The 14,820-nt window shown below is 55.5% G+C and carries 13 protein-coding genes and 2 rRNA genes; 8 read left to right on the forward strand and 7 right to left on the reverse strand.

What is annotated here, in order from left to right; genetic code table 11:
• Positions 1-143: 143 nt before the first annotated feature.
• The gene (locus ALMA_RS07855) at positions 144-2,357 is read right to left on the reverse strand and encodes an alpha/beta fold hydrolase (RefSeq protein ID WP_094727283.1); all 2,214 of its coding nucleotides are present in this window, start codon (positions 2,355-2,357) and stop codon (positions 144-146) included.
• Positions 2,358-2,748: 391 nt separating this feature from the next.
• The gene (locus ALMA_RS07860; protein WP_094727285.1) at positions 2,749-3,453 is read right to left on the reverse strand and encodes a histidine phosphatase family protein; all 705 of its coding nucleotides are present in this window, start codon (positions 3,451-3,453) and stop codon (positions 2,749-2,751) included.
• A 37-nt stretch (positions 3,454-3,490) separates the two neighbouring features.
• Between ALMA_RS07860 and ALMA_RS07865 the strand changes: the two genes are divergently transcribed.
• Both ALMA_RS07865 and ALMA_RS07870 read left to right on the forward strand, forming a co-directional pair.
• Entirely contained in the window at positions 3,491-3,805 is a 315-nt protein-coding gene (locus tag ALMA_RS07865) for a DUF4235 domain-containing protein (RefSeq protein WP_094727287.1), read from the forward strand.
• 20 nt (positions 3,806-3,825) lie between these two features.
• The gene (locus ALMA_RS07870; protein WP_094727289.1) at positions 3,826-4,626 is read left to right on the forward strand and encodes a nitroreductase family protein; all 801 of its coding nucleotides are present in this window, start codon (positions 3,826-3,828) and stop codon (positions 4,624-4,626) included.
• A 279-nt stretch (positions 4,627-4,905) separates the two neighbouring features.
• Here ALMA_RS07870 and ALMA_RS07875 read toward each other — a convergent pair whose 3' ends face one another.
• Entirely contained in the window at positions 4,906-5,253 is a 348-nt protein-coding gene (locus tag ALMA_RS07875; RefSeq protein ID WP_244568924.1) for a hypothetical protein, read from the reverse strand.
• 248 nt (positions 5,254-5,501) lie between these two features.
• Between ALMA_RS07875 and ALMA_RS07880 the strand changes: the two genes are divergently transcribed.
• Genes ALMA_RS07880 through ALMA_RS08220 form a run of 4 tightly spaced genes read left to right on the forward strand, consistent with a single transcriptional unit; the run spans position 5,502 to position 9,475 of the window.
• A complete protein-coding gene (locus ALMA_RS07880; RefSeq protein WP_094727293.1) occupies positions 5,502-6,455 on the forward strand; it encodes a dolichyl-phosphate beta-glucosyltransferase in 954 nt (317 codons plus the stop codon).
• A 15-nt stretch (positions 6,456-6,470) separates the two neighbouring features.
• Complete coding sequence (locus ALMA_RS07885; RefSeq protein WP_094727295.1) at positions 6,471-8,096, forward strand: ArnT family glycosyltransferase; 1,626 nt, start codon at positions 6,471-6,473, stop codon at positions 8,094-8,096.
• 22 nt (positions 8,097-8,118) lie between these two features.
• The gene (locus ALMA_RS07890) at positions 8,119-8,583 is read left to right on the forward strand and encodes a hypothetical protein (protein ID WP_094727297.1); all 465 of its coding nucleotides are present in this window, start codon (positions 8,119-8,121) and stop codon (positions 8,581-8,583) included.
• A gap of 10 nt (positions 8,584-8,593) precedes the next feature.
• The gene (locus ALMA_RS08220; RefSeq protein ID WP_211278354.1) at positions 8,594-9,475 is read left to right on the forward strand and encodes a mannosyltransferase YkcB-related protein; all 882 of its coding nucleotides are present in this window, start codon (positions 8,594-8,596) and stop codon (positions 9,473-9,475) included.
• Between the two features lie 46 nt (positions 9,476-9,521).
• Here ALMA_RS08220 and ALMA_RS07900 read toward each other — a convergent pair whose 3' ends face one another.
• Complete coding sequence (locus tag ALMA_RS07900; RefSeq protein WP_094727299.1) at positions 9,522-9,890, reverse strand: YccF domain-containing protein; 369 nt, start codon at positions 9,888-9,890, stop codon at positions 9,522-9,524.
• A gap of 9 nt (positions 9,891-9,899) precedes the next feature.
• Complete coding sequence (locus tag ALMA_RS07905; RefSeq protein ID WP_094727301.1) at positions 9,900-10,769, reverse strand: helix-turn-helix transcriptional regulator; 870 nt, start codon at positions 10,767-10,769, stop codon at positions 9,900-9,902.
• A 237-nt stretch (positions 10,770-11,006) separates the two neighbouring features.
• Here ALMA_RS07905 and ALMA_RS08225 point away from each other — a divergent pair, with 237 nt between their 5' ends.
• Complete coding sequence (locus ALMA_RS08225; protein ID WP_211278355.1) at positions 11,007-11,165, forward strand: hypothetical protein; 159 nt, start codon at positions 11,007-11,009, stop codon at positions 11,163-11,165.
• Positions 11,166-11,176: 11 nt separating this feature from the next.
• Positions 11,177-12,559 carry a DUF5597 domain-containing protein gene (locus tag ALMA_RS07910; protein ID WP_211278356.1) on the forward strand — a complete coding sequence of 461 codons (1,383 nt, stop codon included), beginning with the start codon at positions 11,177-11,179 and terminating at the stop codon, positions 12,557-12,559.
• 1,563 nt (positions 12,560-14,122) lie between these two features.
• On the opposite strand, the gene rrf is transcribed toward ALMA_RS07910, so the two are convergent.
• Both rrf and ALMA_RS07920 read right to left on the reverse strand, forming a co-directional pair.
• A 5S ribosomal RNA gene (gene rrf / locus ALMA_RS07915) occupies positions 14,123-14,240 on the reverse strand.
• Between the two features lie 127 nt (positions 14,241-14,367).
• A 23S ribosomal RNA gene (locus ALMA_RS07920) occupies positions 14,368-14,820 on the reverse strand; the annotation flags it as partial.

Genomic DNA, 14,820 nt, shown 5'->3' on the forward strand with positions numbered 1-14,820 from the left:
TATTCGGACGACTTTCTGTCCGCACCGTGCTTCATATGGCCAATTCTTCCTCTACTTGCTCCTCTCTCCCCGGGGACAGTGGGCTGGCATCTTTCGGGAATCCAGCCCACGTATCCGAGTATTCGCGTAGAGTAGCGGACTGTCTAGCGACGACGCATCGTCACCATCACAGCACCAGAAGCTATGACCATCAGCATGACCACGCTCAGAGCAGCCACATTTACGCCAGTCTGTGCGAGCTTGCGCGACCCCGCCTTCACAGCCTTACCTGCAGACTTACCAGCAGTCTTTACCTGCTTCTCATCCTTCTTCTCGGCAGAAGGCTGATTCTCAGGCTTCACGTCTGGGCCTGTTTCAGGCTTATTCGCAGGATTCGTCGGAGGAGTCACAGGAACGTCCGGCACCTCCGCCGCAGGGCGGAAGGACGCCACACTACAGATAGGAGGATACTGACCATCAGCAGGAATCGTTCCATTAATCATGTGATTCAGGATAATGTCATTCGCGCATTCGTAACCAGGCTCCGTCCTGCTAAAAGCGACATGCTGAGCACCTTCTACAGTAAGCTCCGTACCAAAAAGAGCCTTCGCGAGAACTTCGCCATTTTCATAGGCAGTTGCCGGGTCGTTACGCGTAGACACCACAAGCACATTCGGGAGATTCTCTATAGGAGTACCCGCCGCAAGGCTACCAGCGAATGGCCATGCATCACAGATATACAGGTTCCCTATATCGTGATACTGAGCGCCTGGATCCGTAAATGGAGAAACCGCATAATACATCTTGTTAACCTGAATATAATTCGCTACAGACGCCCCTGCTGGATTCGCATGATCCGCACAGGAAATCGTATTAAATGGCGCTCTTCCGTAACCGCCTGTAGATCGAGCATTATCATAGAGACGAGTAAAGCCAGAATCTACTTTGCCCTCATGTATTTGCTGAAGACCATACGCTACAGTAGGCCATGAATTCTGCGAGTACATACCTCCCTCTAACGCAGTAACAGCTGTGTCAAAACTTAAACTCATCGTAAAGCTGTAAGATTTACCAGGGAAGAGGACTTCCTTAAGAGGATGAGTAGTCAGCGGACGCAAGATATTCTGCACCTGCTGTGTAGCAAGACTAGTAGTATCGTCAGCTAAATCACCCTCATGCGGCTGAACATCATCGAGAAGCAAAGGGCATACTGCTACCTCATCACTGGAAATGCCTCCATCAGTAATTTCTTTCCACGACTTTGTATTTCCCTTCAGACTATAGCACCATTGAGCAAATTTCTCATACGTAGCCTGGAATTCCTTACCCTGCGAAAGATAATGTGCATTTAATTCTCTCAGCTTTTCATCGCTGAGATTTGGCGTCTTGTCAGCTTGTGTAGGCGCAGTGCTTTCGAACGGATTCAGAGCACCGTCCAGAGTAAATCTACCCACATTCTGAGGGAAGTTCTGTGCATATACATACCCCAGACGGGTACCGTAGGATAGTCCTATAAAGTTCAGCTTTTCTTCACCGAGAACACTACGAAGTACATCCATATCCCGAGCAGCATTTGTGGTCCCTACATTGCGAAGGAAAAGCTCACGCTTTGCTGCATCAAAACCTAAAGCCTTACCGGTATATTCGAAGCACGAATTCACATACTTCTTCGTCCCGTTAATATTAGATTCTGTTTCTTTCGCTATATCAGTGGTATATAGAGAGGGATCTCCAGCGGTGACATCTCTCCATTCCTTCGTAGCACACTGAGAGAACGGCAGAGACTGCCCCACTCCTCGCGGATCGATACCTACGAGATCATAATTCTCATTAAGCTTCTTCATCTGTTCAGACCATCGCATCATATTCTGCACATAGGAAGCAGCTGAACCGCCTGGACCACCGTTATTAAAAACTATGGCCCCTTTCCGCTGACTTGTAGCAGGGAATGCGGTCACATATAATGCGATATTTCCAGCACTCGTGTTCGAGTAGTCGATAGGCACTACGAGATATCCGCTATATTCCGTGGTACCTTCATCAGTTTTTTTATCTGTAAGCTTCTGCGCATAGTAAGCTTCGAGCCCCGCAGGTACAGTACCAGTAGCCGCTCCTCCAGACAGAGGCTCGCCTATGCGGTAGTTCCCATCAGCTTGCTTGAAGGCCTCTGCATAATACTGAATCTGCTTCTTCAAATCCTCATCACTAATAGGATCCGGAGCCGTAGGATCGGTAGTGGTGGTCTCCGTTGTCGTAGGAGTCTCCGCCGGAGGCGTATCATTATCAGCAGCATGTGCAGGTAGTACAGCGAAAAGCGACAGCGCCATCGCTGAGGCGAGCATAGCACTCGCCAGTCGTGTGGTCAGCTTGGTAGCCATAGTGATTTCTCCCTATTTCACTCTTTGTTCCCCATTTCCTTGATACCCCCCCCCCCGAGACTCTTTTTGGGGTCTAATGGTCGTTGTAACACTCTGGATGGGAGAGTATCGGTATGGGGACTGGCCAGAATCGTTGGGTTTCCTAAGGAGTGACATATCCGTCTCGTTTAGCGATGTATTTCGCTCGGCGTGTCGAGTACGTACGTTTAATGTGTTATGAAGGATTAAATTACACGCAAGCCGCACTCTCTGCAGGAGTCTGCAGGAGTATCGAAACATACGTAGACGATCACGCTATTCCAGGACATGAGGAAGGCGATGTGATGTGTGAAGCGAAGAACCAGAGTGCTATCGCTACCCCGCTAGAACGCACGATCAGCCCTCAGCCGCCTCACACATTCCACTCCATCACCACGCGATCCGCGTGATGCCAGCCGAGTACGCAGAAGTGAGCGGTGTCGAGCTTAAAATGGCGTGCACAGTCTACAGGCAGTCCTAGCCACACAGTCGTCAAAATCCGCAGAATATGCGCATGCGCCACACAGAGCACATCCTCACCCGCTTCGAGCGCAGGCAGCGCAGCCTGAATCACCCCGGTCACACGTTCAGCAGCCTGTTCGGCGGACTCGCCCACACCAGAGACCACCCGCATAGGCCCGACGCCATCCACATCTTCCACGCGCTCCCCCCGCAGCGAAGCAGGCAAAGCAAGAGGCCCCGTGTCCCACACATTCCAGCTCTCCACACCGAGAGCCTCAGCCACCTCGAAGCGCGTGCGCCCTTCTGCTGGACCGTAGTCGAACTCCATGAGCCCCGGCTCGCTTCGAAATTCCGTAAAACCAGCCAGACGAGCCGTCGTCTGAGCTCGCACCAGCGGCGAGACGAAAATCCGCTCCGGCGACAGCGACTCTCCCCGAAACACCCCGAAAGCCCGAAGCCGCTCTCCAGCCGCCCGAGCCTGCTCCTCACCCACAGCCGTCAGAGGTATATTCGTGCGCCCTGTATACTGTCCACTTTCGCTCCACGCCGTCTGCCCGTGGCGCAGCATCAGGAGGCGTCCGCGCTGACGTCCGTCCTTAGTCTTATGTTCGTTCATACTTTGTATAGTATCCACACTATGCGATAATGCGTATATGGACACTCAGCATACGATAGACCAGCTTCACCGCGCAGACGAACGCATTAACGCCCAGCGAAACAGAATCAAAGCCGACCCGGATGATGCGTTCGATAAGCTCGTGAAGTTCGCCGTACCATCGGCGGCCGGCCTGCTCGCGGGAAAATTGGCCGAAATGGTCTGGAAGCGCGTCCGAGGAGAACGCGAGAACGACATCCTCGCCTCCATGGTCTTCGCGGCGCTGTCCGCGGCGCTCGGCTCGCTCATCACGAGCCTGGCCACGCGCGGCTCGGAAGGCCTGGTCAGCGCTCGCCATAAGCGTAACGCGTAAGGAGCGCGTATGCTGGGAGCATGACGTTACTGCATAATGACACGATAGATACGCTCCTGAATCGCCGCACTATCCGCTCGTGGACGGATGAGGCGCTTTCTGAGGATGAACTCGAAACTCTCGAAACGGTGGCTCAGCGCGCGGCCACCAGCCAGTATTTGAATGGCTGGTCTGCGCTGCGCATTACGGATCCGGCTGTGGCAGCTGAGCTCGCGCGCATAGGCAATCAGCCATACATCGCCCAGGCTCCGGCCCTCTACATCTTCATCATCGACGCGTACAGGAATCTGCGCATCGCGCGCGAGGCGGGCGTTCCTGAGGCGGATATGACGTTCGATGCGGATTACATTTTTACGCAGAGCCAGAATGACGCCGTTCTCGCCCTCCATGCTATGGAAACTGCCGCTGAGTCGCTGGGTCTGGGCACCGTCATCCTCGGATCCATTCTGAACGACGTTCCGGCTGTCATCTCACTGCTCGGGCTTCCGGAGAAGACTTTCCCTGTTCTCGGGCTGGCTGTGGGGCATCCGGCGCAGACACCTGCTCTGAAGCCGCGTATGCCGCGTGAGCTGCAGATTTTCGAGAACACGTATCCTGCTGCGAGCGAGGGCGCGTCGGGCGAGGGCGCCGCGCCGTCCATGCACGAGGCGCTCGCTGGGTTCGACGCCGAGGTCGCGCAGTATTACGATCTGCGCTTCCCAGATCAGCCGGTGAAGGCGTTTACTGAGCAGATCGCGGCGACTTCCACGGACACCGGGCGTCTGGCGAAGGCGTTCGGCGAGCCGGCGCGTGCGCAGGGCTTCACGGGGCGCGGGCTCTAGGCTGCAGGCCGAGCTTCAGGACGGCGCGGACACAGCATCCGCGCCGTTCCTTCCTCGTTCTGAGCAATAGAGAAATTTTTGCGATATGTGGCCGTTTGTAGTCACGAATGACAGCTTTTTTCGAACGCGTTCGAGAAGCAGAACCGCGGAATTCCGCCGTTTTTCTATTTTTCGGCGAGCGGTGAGACGGTCATTCGTGACTACAAACGGCCACTTTTTCATAAAATTGTCAGAGTGCGGATACCGCTGCCGCCGACCGCGCCCGAAGCACCCGAAAGCCTAATGGTTCCGCGGCTTAAACCCGCGCTTTCGAGACAGAATAGGCTTTCCGGACCACGAACGGCTCTCTCGGCGCGAACCGGACCGCGCGTGTCCGTTCCCGCGTCCAGAACCCGACCGCGAGCCCGCCGTTCCGAGCGCGTCCTCGACGGGCGGCCGACTCGTCAAATGCCACGTGTGGCAGTATTCGCACTGATACACCCAGAGCTGCACGCCGCGCTGAACGTAGCTGCTGCGCGCGCCCTCGAGCGCCTGCGCTTTCGTCGTATACATGATTTTGCTCGTGGAGGCGCAGCGTTTCGGGGTGAAGTGGTACATGCTTGGTATCCTACCGCGTGAACGAAACATTCCCCGCTCCTTTCGTCAGAGAAAAGACCCGAGAAAATTCACAGAACGCAAAAGAAAACGCGGAATACCTCAAACGCCCCCTTGCCCCCAGCGGACTAAAAACCTCTTTCGACGCACTATGAGCAAGCTCACATTTCACGCATCCAGCAGACTTTCAGGAAACTTCGAGCAGACCTAAACCCAGCCTAAAGCTCACCCTCAGACAGCCCCTGTTAGATAGAAATCACTCACGAACGAAAGGAGCGTACATGACTACCGAGTACAGCACCACGCGCACCTCCGCGTACACCGCACATATAACGGACTCCCTCGGTATAACAGTCTCACCAGCAGGCATACAGTCCGGCTCGAACCGACTCGACGTAGACTTCGTCATCCCCGTCTATAACGAGGAGAAGGATCTCGAACGTGCTGTGACCACGCTGAGCATGTATCTATCCGGACTTCGAGACGCGTTCGGCACGACGCTACACGAAACGCACGCGGCGAGTTTCACGTGGAACATCCTCATCGCAGATAACGCGAGCACGGACTCCACCTGGGACATAGCCTGCACGCTCGTTCAGCGTGACAGCGCTCATGTGCGCGCCATCCGTCTGGACCGTAAAGGCCGCGGATTCGCACTGAAGACTGCGTGGCTCACCTCGCCGGCGCGCGTTCTGGCGTACATGGACGTGGACCTGTCCACCGGACTCGAACACATCGACTCGCTCGTAGGACCGCTCCTTGCCAGCGAAGCAGATGTCTCGCTCGGTTCGCGTCTCCGTGCAGACTCCACCACGACCCGCTCAGCCAAGCGCGAGTTCATCTCCCGGACATATAACCTGCTATTGCGCACATACTCCGGCGCCCGCTTCAGCGATGCACAGTGCGGCTTCAAAGCCATCCGCGCGGACACGTTCCGCACGCTCCTGCCCGCGCTCGAGGATAACGAATGGTTCTTCGACACCGAGCTCCTCCTGCTCGCTCAGGCGCACGGCTTCCGCCTGCACGAGGTGGGCGTGCGCTGGATAGAAGATCCGCATACGTCTGTACATATCCTGGACACCGTTTTGAAGGATTTACGTGGGATGCAGCGGGTAAAGCGCTCGCTTTCTCAGGTCAATTTTCCCTCCACTTCCATCCGGTCTGTGGAGCGACGACGTGACCCCATCCTTCGCGGAAGCCTCGTACCCATCCAGCTCCTCGTGAGCGTAGCATAAAGGATTTCTACTTCTATGTCATTTTCTCCACATAAACGGCCGAAGACATACACGAACCAGTACGTTCTTCCTCGGCGTACACGCGCAGATCTGCTCGCTCTGGGTGGTCTGCTCGTGCTCGCAGTAGCCGTCTTTTTCATAAACCTCACTGCCTCAGGGTACGCGAATGAGTTCTACTCCGCTGCCGCCCAGGCCGGCTCGAAAAACTGGTGGGCATTCCTCTGGGGATCCTCTGACTCCGGAAATGCCATTACAGTCGATAAGCCACCTGCGTCCATCTGGCTCATGGCACTGTCTGTGCGGGCATTCGGACTGAATTCCTTCGCCATACTGCTCCCCCAGGCTTTGCTCGGCGTGGCCACCACGTACCTCATCTACGGCACTACACGCCGTTACTGGGGTAACTGGACTGGCATCCTGGCAGGAGTTCTCTTCATCACCACTCATGTGGCTGCACTCATGTTCCGATTTAATAATCCGGATGCTCTGCTCGTCTTCCTCGAAGTGGCAGCAGTGGCCTGCACTCTTCGCGCTCTCGAACACGACACGACTCGTTTGGGAAACTGGCGTCGAACGGGCTGGATGGCCCTGGCTGGCGTGGCAGTGGGCTTCGGCTTCCTGACCAAGCAGCTCCAGGTTATGCTCATCCTGCCCGGCATCGCTCTGGCATTCCTCATCGCCTCGCCGACTAAGTTCTGGAGGCGCGTGGTCGATGGCCTCGTGGCCATGGGTACTCTCGTCGTGAGCACGGGGTGGTGGGTTGCTCTCACTGTCCTCGTCCCGGCCAGCATGCGCCCGTACATCGGCGGATCGCAGAATAACTCCTTCATCGAGCTCACCTTCGGATATAACGGTCTCGGCCGCATCACCGGAGACGAGACAGGATCTGTCGTTCCAGGAGCGAGTTCTTCTAAGTCTCAGGGTGGCATGTGGGGAGAAACCGGCTGGAACCGCCTCTTTACCTCGGATTTCAACGACCAGATAGCATGGCTCGTCTTCGCTGCTCTGGCTGGACTCGTCGTGATGCTCGTGGTGGCAGGACGAAAGAACCGTACCGATATCCGCCGTGCCTTCGCCATCGCATTCGGCGGCTGGCTCGTGGTCACGTGGCTCATCTTCAGCTTCATGTCTGGCATCTTCCACTCATACTACACGGTGGCACTCTCGCCGGCCATAGCCACACTAGCAGCTGCAGGAATCGCTCTGATGTGGGCACATCGCCACACTATCTGGGCTCCATTTACCGCAGCCTTCACGGTCATCTCCACAGCAGTATGGTCGTACTACCTCATCACCAGTCAGGCGAGCGGGTACGAGATTCTCGCCTACACGGTGCTCGGCACTGGACTCCTCGCAGCAGGAGCCTTTGTCTGGGGCGGCATCCGTAACCTCGACAGCCCTGTAGCTGAGACGTCGGGAACGCGCACGATGGCCGGACTCGCTGCACTTCTCGCAGCATTCTCCATGCTGGCGGGCCCTGTGGCCTGGACCGCAGCTACCGTAGCCAGCGGCCACCAAGGATCTATCGTCTCTGCTGGGCCGAGCGGTGGCATGGGCGGACCTGGAGGAGGGCCAGGTGGCGGAGGCATGGGGACTCCACCAAGCATGACGAACTCCTCTACGACTACTACAACTAACTAACCCCTCACAGAAAGGACACATCATGGAAAACACTAATCAGAATGAATTCGAAAACACCACTGCTCTTCCTATCGCGGATACGCAGACTCAGGCAGCTCCTCAGCAGCCGGTAGCAGCACCTGCTGCATCTGCCACTACCCCAGCTGCGAGCGCTGAACGCAAGAAGACCTTCATGCACATCGCTATAGGTTTCGTGGCAGCAGCCATCCTCATCACCCCTACCACATGGATGGTGGCGTCCAGCACTGCTCAGAATGCCGGCCCAGGCATGTCCCAGATGGGCGGTGGCATGGGAGGCCCTGGCGGCGGCATGGGTCAGGCCGGCCAAGGTGGCCAGATGGGGCAGATGAACGGCCAGTCTTCGGATGGAACCGGCACGACTGACGGCTCTGACAGCTCTACCTCTGACGACACCCAGCAGCAGGGCCAGATGCCAGGCGGCTCTACTGACAGCGACTCTTCCGATTCTTCCACCTCGAACAGCTAAGGCGGTCATTATGCCAGACACTACCACTCCACAGAAATCACACCTCGGCCGTAACCTCGCCATCGGTATAGCCTCAGCAGCTCTGCTCGTTACCCCCACAGTCTGGACGGTGGCCTACGCGGCGAACACCTCCTCCAGCTCTCAGTCCGCTCAGATGAACGGGATGGGTGGCGGCCAGAACAGCCAGTCTCAGAATACTCAGAACCAGAACGGCCAGCAGCAAGGCGGTCAGATGGGACAGATGGGACAGATGGGTGGCCCAGGAGGTTCCTCAGACGGCAGTTCAGACTCCTCATCCAGCTCCTCGAACCAGATGGGCGGTCAGATGGGTCAGATGGGCGGCTTCGGCGGTGGCCAGATGAACGGCCAGATGAACGGCCAGAATGGATCATCTTCCGACGATTCCTCCTCGGATGATTCCACCTCGTCGAGCACCGCTGACGGTCAGAGCGGCCAGAACAGTCAGAACTCCCAGAACACCCAGAACAGCATGGGAGCCCCCGGCGGAGGCATGGGCGGAGGAGGCGGCCTGACTGGCGGCTCCGGCGCTTCCTCGAACACGGAGCTCATCGCTCTGCTCCAGGAAAACGCCTCGAAGTACCGCTGGGCGGCTGCCACCACGGGGTCGCAGAACGCGGCTTCTTACCAGCTGGCCAGCGAGGAGCCGGTTATGGCCAGCGGCGGTTTTAACGGCACCGACGACTACCCTACCCTCGCTCAGTTTAAGGAGTACGTCGCTCAAGGCCTCATCCATTATTACATCTCCGGCGGCGGCATGGGCGGCGGTCAGATGGGCGGCTCGTCCGCGGCGTCCGAGATAGCTGAGTGGGTGGCCGAGAACTTTACGGCCACGACGGTCGGCGGCGTGACGGTATACGACCTGACCGCGTAAAACATAAGGCTCGCGTTTCTTCGCGCGAGCCTTTTCTTATGTCAATTTAATAGACAGGGACTACGGTCGCTCCGAAAGGCGCAAACGCGAGTTTCATCATCTTAAAGGACTGTATCCCGAACGGGATGCCTATGATAGTGATGCAATTGAGCACACCCGCGATAAAGTAACCGACGGCGAACATCCAGCCGAACGTTACAGCCCACAGAATGTTCCCGGTGAACTGGACGACGCCGCCGCCATACACGACGGTCTGTCCGAACGGAAGCAGCGTGAGCCAGCCCATCTTAAAGCACTGCAAGCCGAGCGGAATGCCCACGATGGTCACGCACAGCAGCAGTCCCAGCACGAACCAAGACACCGCGATGCCCGCGCCGCCGAGGACCAGCCAGAGGATATTACCTAAAGTTCTCATAGGGATATTCTACGCGATACCGTGCTCCAGCGTCGTCGTACCGCGAGCGCGGTCGGCATTCCGCTGCTTACGATACTGATCCGGACTGACACTTTCGTACTGCCGAAACACCTTACAGAAATAACTCGCACTACGAAAGCCTGCATCCTCAGCTACATCTCGGATACGTTTCTGCGGATTTTGGAGAAGATCGACACGAGCTTTACTCACGCGCACTCCAGTAAGAAAACTATTCAGAGTCTGATTCATCTCTTTCTTAAAAACGGCACATAAGTATTCTTTACTGTAGCTGCAGTGCCGTGCTATGTCATCGAGGTTAATATAGTCCGCATAGCGCTCTTCGACGTACGCGATAATCGAAGAGATCAGCACATTCTCGCTGGAAAGAGCCACAGCCGTCAGCGGTTCTATCATGTGCGGAAGATGCACGAGAAGATCATAACACGCCGCAGATAGCGCATACGCATACTCGCCTTTCTCTCTATGCATACGAACCATGTGCTCGACACTCTGGCGAAAGTACGTCTGGTCGAAGAAATGATACGCGTGGGATTCGGGCATATCTAAGCACTCGAGAAGTCCATACGCCAGCGCACCGTCGAATGCGAAAAAGTCTAGTTCCCAGTCGCCCGATGTGGCATAGTATTCGTGGCTCACACGTGGATAGATGAGAAATCCCTCACCCTCTCGGATATTATGTTCTTCTCCGTCCACGACGAAGACGCCCGAACCTCGTCGGCAGGCGAAACACTGAAAGACATGGAGTCCCGAAGGACGTACGACATGCTCTTGCTGATGTGCCACACCGAGCAGCTGCACGCGGAGAGGTAGAGACGAGATGCGCGCCGCCTGCGTGGAGTAATTGACAGAAATCATCATATCCGCTCTCCTTTATGCGTTCAGATCGTTCGCGCGCACTCGCGCATAGTCGCGCACTCGCACTCACACTCACACTCGCGTGACGATACATTAATATATTACTATAAATATAAATATACGATGATTTACGTACACTCTGACGTCTTCTAGCATAAAAACATACAGCGCGACGAGAGTCTCCAGAAGGACTACCCGCTGTATACCGCCATCACGCATCGACGACCAGAGGAGGTCATCATGACAGAATTTCCAGCTTACCCGCACATCCGCGACCATCACGGCCATCCTACACTTTTCGTCCATAACGAGCCATTCTTCGCCTACGCTGGCGAAGTTCATAACTCAAGCTCCAGTGACCTCGCCTATATGGAACAGACAGTCTGGCCACGCGCATAGCAGATCTGCACATGAATACTCTCCTCGTTCCCGTGTACTGGGAAGATATAGAGCCTCAGCAGGGTCAGTTCCATTTCGAGACGGTCGACGGCCTTATCAAACAAGCGCGTCAGCGCGATATGCATCTCATCTTCCTCTGGTTCGGCCTGTGGAAAAATGCTGAAAGCATGTATGTGCCTGGCTGGATGAAGGAGGACTCGCAGACGTACTGGCGCGCGCAGAGCGTGACGGGCGAGAAGCTGAACAGCATTTCTCCACTGTGTGAGGCTGCGGTACAGCGCGATGCCCACGCTTTCACGCAGCTTTTGGCCCATATTCGCGAGATAGATGAGAAACAGTCCACTGTTCTTCTCATTCAGGTGGAAAATGAGATAGGCCTTCTCGGCACCGACCGCGACTACAGCGAGCGCGCAAATGCGCTTTTCAAGTCGCAGATTCCAGCCGAGCTCGCCACGGCTCTGGGACTGTCCGGCTGCTGGACGGATGCGTTCGGAGACGATGCTGCTGAGGCATTTATGGCATACCATTATGCGTCCGCTGTGGAGCAGATAGCACGTGCTGGTTCAGCCGCATATCCGCTTCCTCTGTATGCTAATGCGTGGCTCAAGCAGTATCCGTGGGCTGCTGGCACATATCCGAGTGGCGGCCCAGTTCCTGAGGTTCAGCACATCTGGCGTGCAGCGGCTCCTACCCTGTGCGCGCTGGCTCCGGATATCTATGTGGCATACGTTCCGCGTGTTATCGACGAGTATGCGGCGTCCTCTCCTGACCTTCCTCTGATTATTCCTGAAGTGCGTAAGGATGCGACGACGGCCTCGTATGCTCTGTATGCGTTCGCTCATCATCGCGCGCTGTGCTACTCTCCGTTCGGCATCGAAGATATCACGCTTCCTCCAGAGAGCATCGCCATGCCGCCTGCTTCTGTCATGCAGGAGCTGAACATCGATCCGTCTGCATTCGACATCCGTAACAGCGCGCAGTATCTTTCGCAGACGTATCAGCTCGTCGAATCGCTGAAGCCGCTCCTGCTCGAGAACCGCGACACGCTTCAGACGTTCGTGAAGCATCATGAGAACGATTTCGGCCAATTCCTCCACTTCTCTCGCCTCGACGCGACCGTATCGTACGCTCCTCGGATGGAGAGCACACCTGTCGCTTCGGGTGGTATCCTCGAGCTCGAGGAGAATACGTTCCTGCTCTTCGGCATGATGTTCAGCGTGAAGTTCCATCCGAAGTCCGGTCAAAATGTAAAAGTCGATGTTCTCGAATACTCGGAAGGTTCCTTCGTCGATGGCATCTGGACGAAGCGCCGTACGCTTAATGGCGACGAGAAGATGAGCATCTCCCTGCCAGCTTCCCCGTCCTGCGTCATGGTGAAACTATACACGTACTAAAGCACCTCCTCGCGGGCGCGTGATGTAGGCTGTACGACGGTTCGGGCGCGGAACTCTCCTCAAGGACAGTTCCGCGCCTGAATCATGTCTAAACAAGCTCAGCTATTCAGTGCTGCGCTTTCTTCTCGCGTCGCACCGCGTGCGCGCTAGCCACAGCACCCGCGTCACGAAATCGTCAGAACGCTGAAGGCAGACATTGACCGTAGACGAATGCAGAAGCTCGTCGTTCTTACAGACGAACAGAACGAGGTCTAGCGTATTCTCGCGCTGACGCGGGTATAGAAGCCACGTCGTCTACGCCCACCGCATGCTTATCCGACCTCGGAGCGTTCGAGTAGTTCTCATACAGATTATTATTAAACTACTGCTTCTGGTTCTGCTGGTTCCACTGCCCCGTCAGCTTTATCCGCGTCGTTCGTCGCGTTTTCGCTATGCCAGCGACATCTGTACTATCCATACGCGGCCTTTATTCTTATGGTTTCCCCAACCAGCCACGATAGTCCTGGTCCCACTGGCTGACTGCTGCTCCATTCGCTACGATAACCTGCTTATGTGCGCCTGGGCACCGCACGAACTGAACACAAGTGGATTCGTTTCGGTGTCGGAGACATTCTCTACTCTCAGGCTCTGATTCTCGAAGTGCGATCCCCTCTCGAGCAGGACGTGGTCGGCTGGCTTCAGCGAACTCATCATAGAGTTCACCTTATCGAGGCTCTTTCACGGCTTAGCCTGGTCCGTGCCATGATTCTCATCGTTACCTTTCCCTACCGAGACGTAGTAAGTCGTGACTGTGGCTTCTGGAATCTCCGAGGCGTGCCCTGCTTGGCCTGAACGAGGCCAAATGCTGGTAGTGTACCCGCAGAAGTGCCGCTGCTGCTGCTCATCGTACTCCTGCTCGCATCTTCTCCCTCGAAAACGCGGGCATAGTCCTATCCTCTTTTTCCTGCATCTGTGATTTATGGATCTCGCAAATCGTGCCGAGAGGATGGGTTGAGGAGTACGCACTGTATGAGGCTGGTGGGCTTTGAGCGACTTTCGGGCTAATCTCGACTTTTCATATGAGGCGGTTGTGCAGTTTAGGGCTAATCTCGACGCGACGTCTGACTACTTGCACGAAACAGTGAAACAAGGCCCCGTGATAAAACCTATCCGTGTCCTCGCGTGCGAATCTATGTGTAGGGTGTACGGCGGATTTAGCCCGAAAGTCTGGTACGTGTAGAGTGCACGTATCTCATTTAGCCCGAAAGTGCATATCAGAGCACCTTACTAGGCCCGTAATGTTACGCGCGCGAGAACTGATAAGCTCAAAACCCTACCCGGTGAAGTCACCTCGCGAAGGATGGATAATCTAACTATTATAGAAGACGAATAAGTGTGTAAGCACTCGGAGCGGAGCGAAAACGATACATACCCGTGGCGCGTGATGAAACAATGCTAACAAATCACCAATAAGAAAGGAGGTGCGCCACGGGCATACACTCAGTATATCACGCTATCCGCGTACACATATGCGAAAAAGGGAAGCAACCTTTTTAGGTGCTTCCCTTATCAATGAAGTATTATTTGTGGCGGTGTGTTACTCTCCCACACCCTATCGAGTGCAGTACCATCACCGTGCTCACGCTTAGCTACCAGGTTCGGAAAGGAGACTGGGCGTATCCATGAGGCCAAGACCACCACAAAAATCTTGTGTAATCATATTCTATTATACGTGGTGGTTTGGGGACCGGCTAGTAGACGCGAAAATCGTTTTCGTGATCACTGTATTCCAGTGTTGCAGAAAGATTCATGATGCTTAAGATATGATTGTTGGTTTGTTTTCGACTGTTAGTACTAGTCAGCTCCACACGTTACCATGCTTCCACGCCTAGCCTATCCACCTCGTGTTCTACAAGGAGTCTCACGCGGCTCTAAATCCGCTAGGAATTCTGATCTTGGAGAAAGCTTCCCGCTTAGATGCTTTCAGCGGTTATCTCACCCGAACGTAGCTAACCAGCCATGCCACTGGCGTGACAACTGGCATACCAGAGGTTCGTCCACCCAGGTCCTCTCGTACTATGGGCAGGACTCCTCAAAATTCCAACGAGCGCAGAGGATAGAGACCAAACTGTCTCACGACGTTCTGAACCCAGCTCGCGTGCCGCTTTAATCGGCGAACAGCCGAACCCTTGGGACCTGCTCCAGCCCCAGGATGCGACGAGCCGACATCGAGGTGCCAAACCATCCCGTCGATATGGACTCTTGGGAATGATCAGCCTGTT

The organism is Alloscardovia macacae, from assembly GCF_002259705.1.
GTDB lineage: Bacteria > Actinomycetota > Actinomycetes > Actinomycetales > Bifidobacteriaceae > Alloscardovia > Alloscardovia macacae.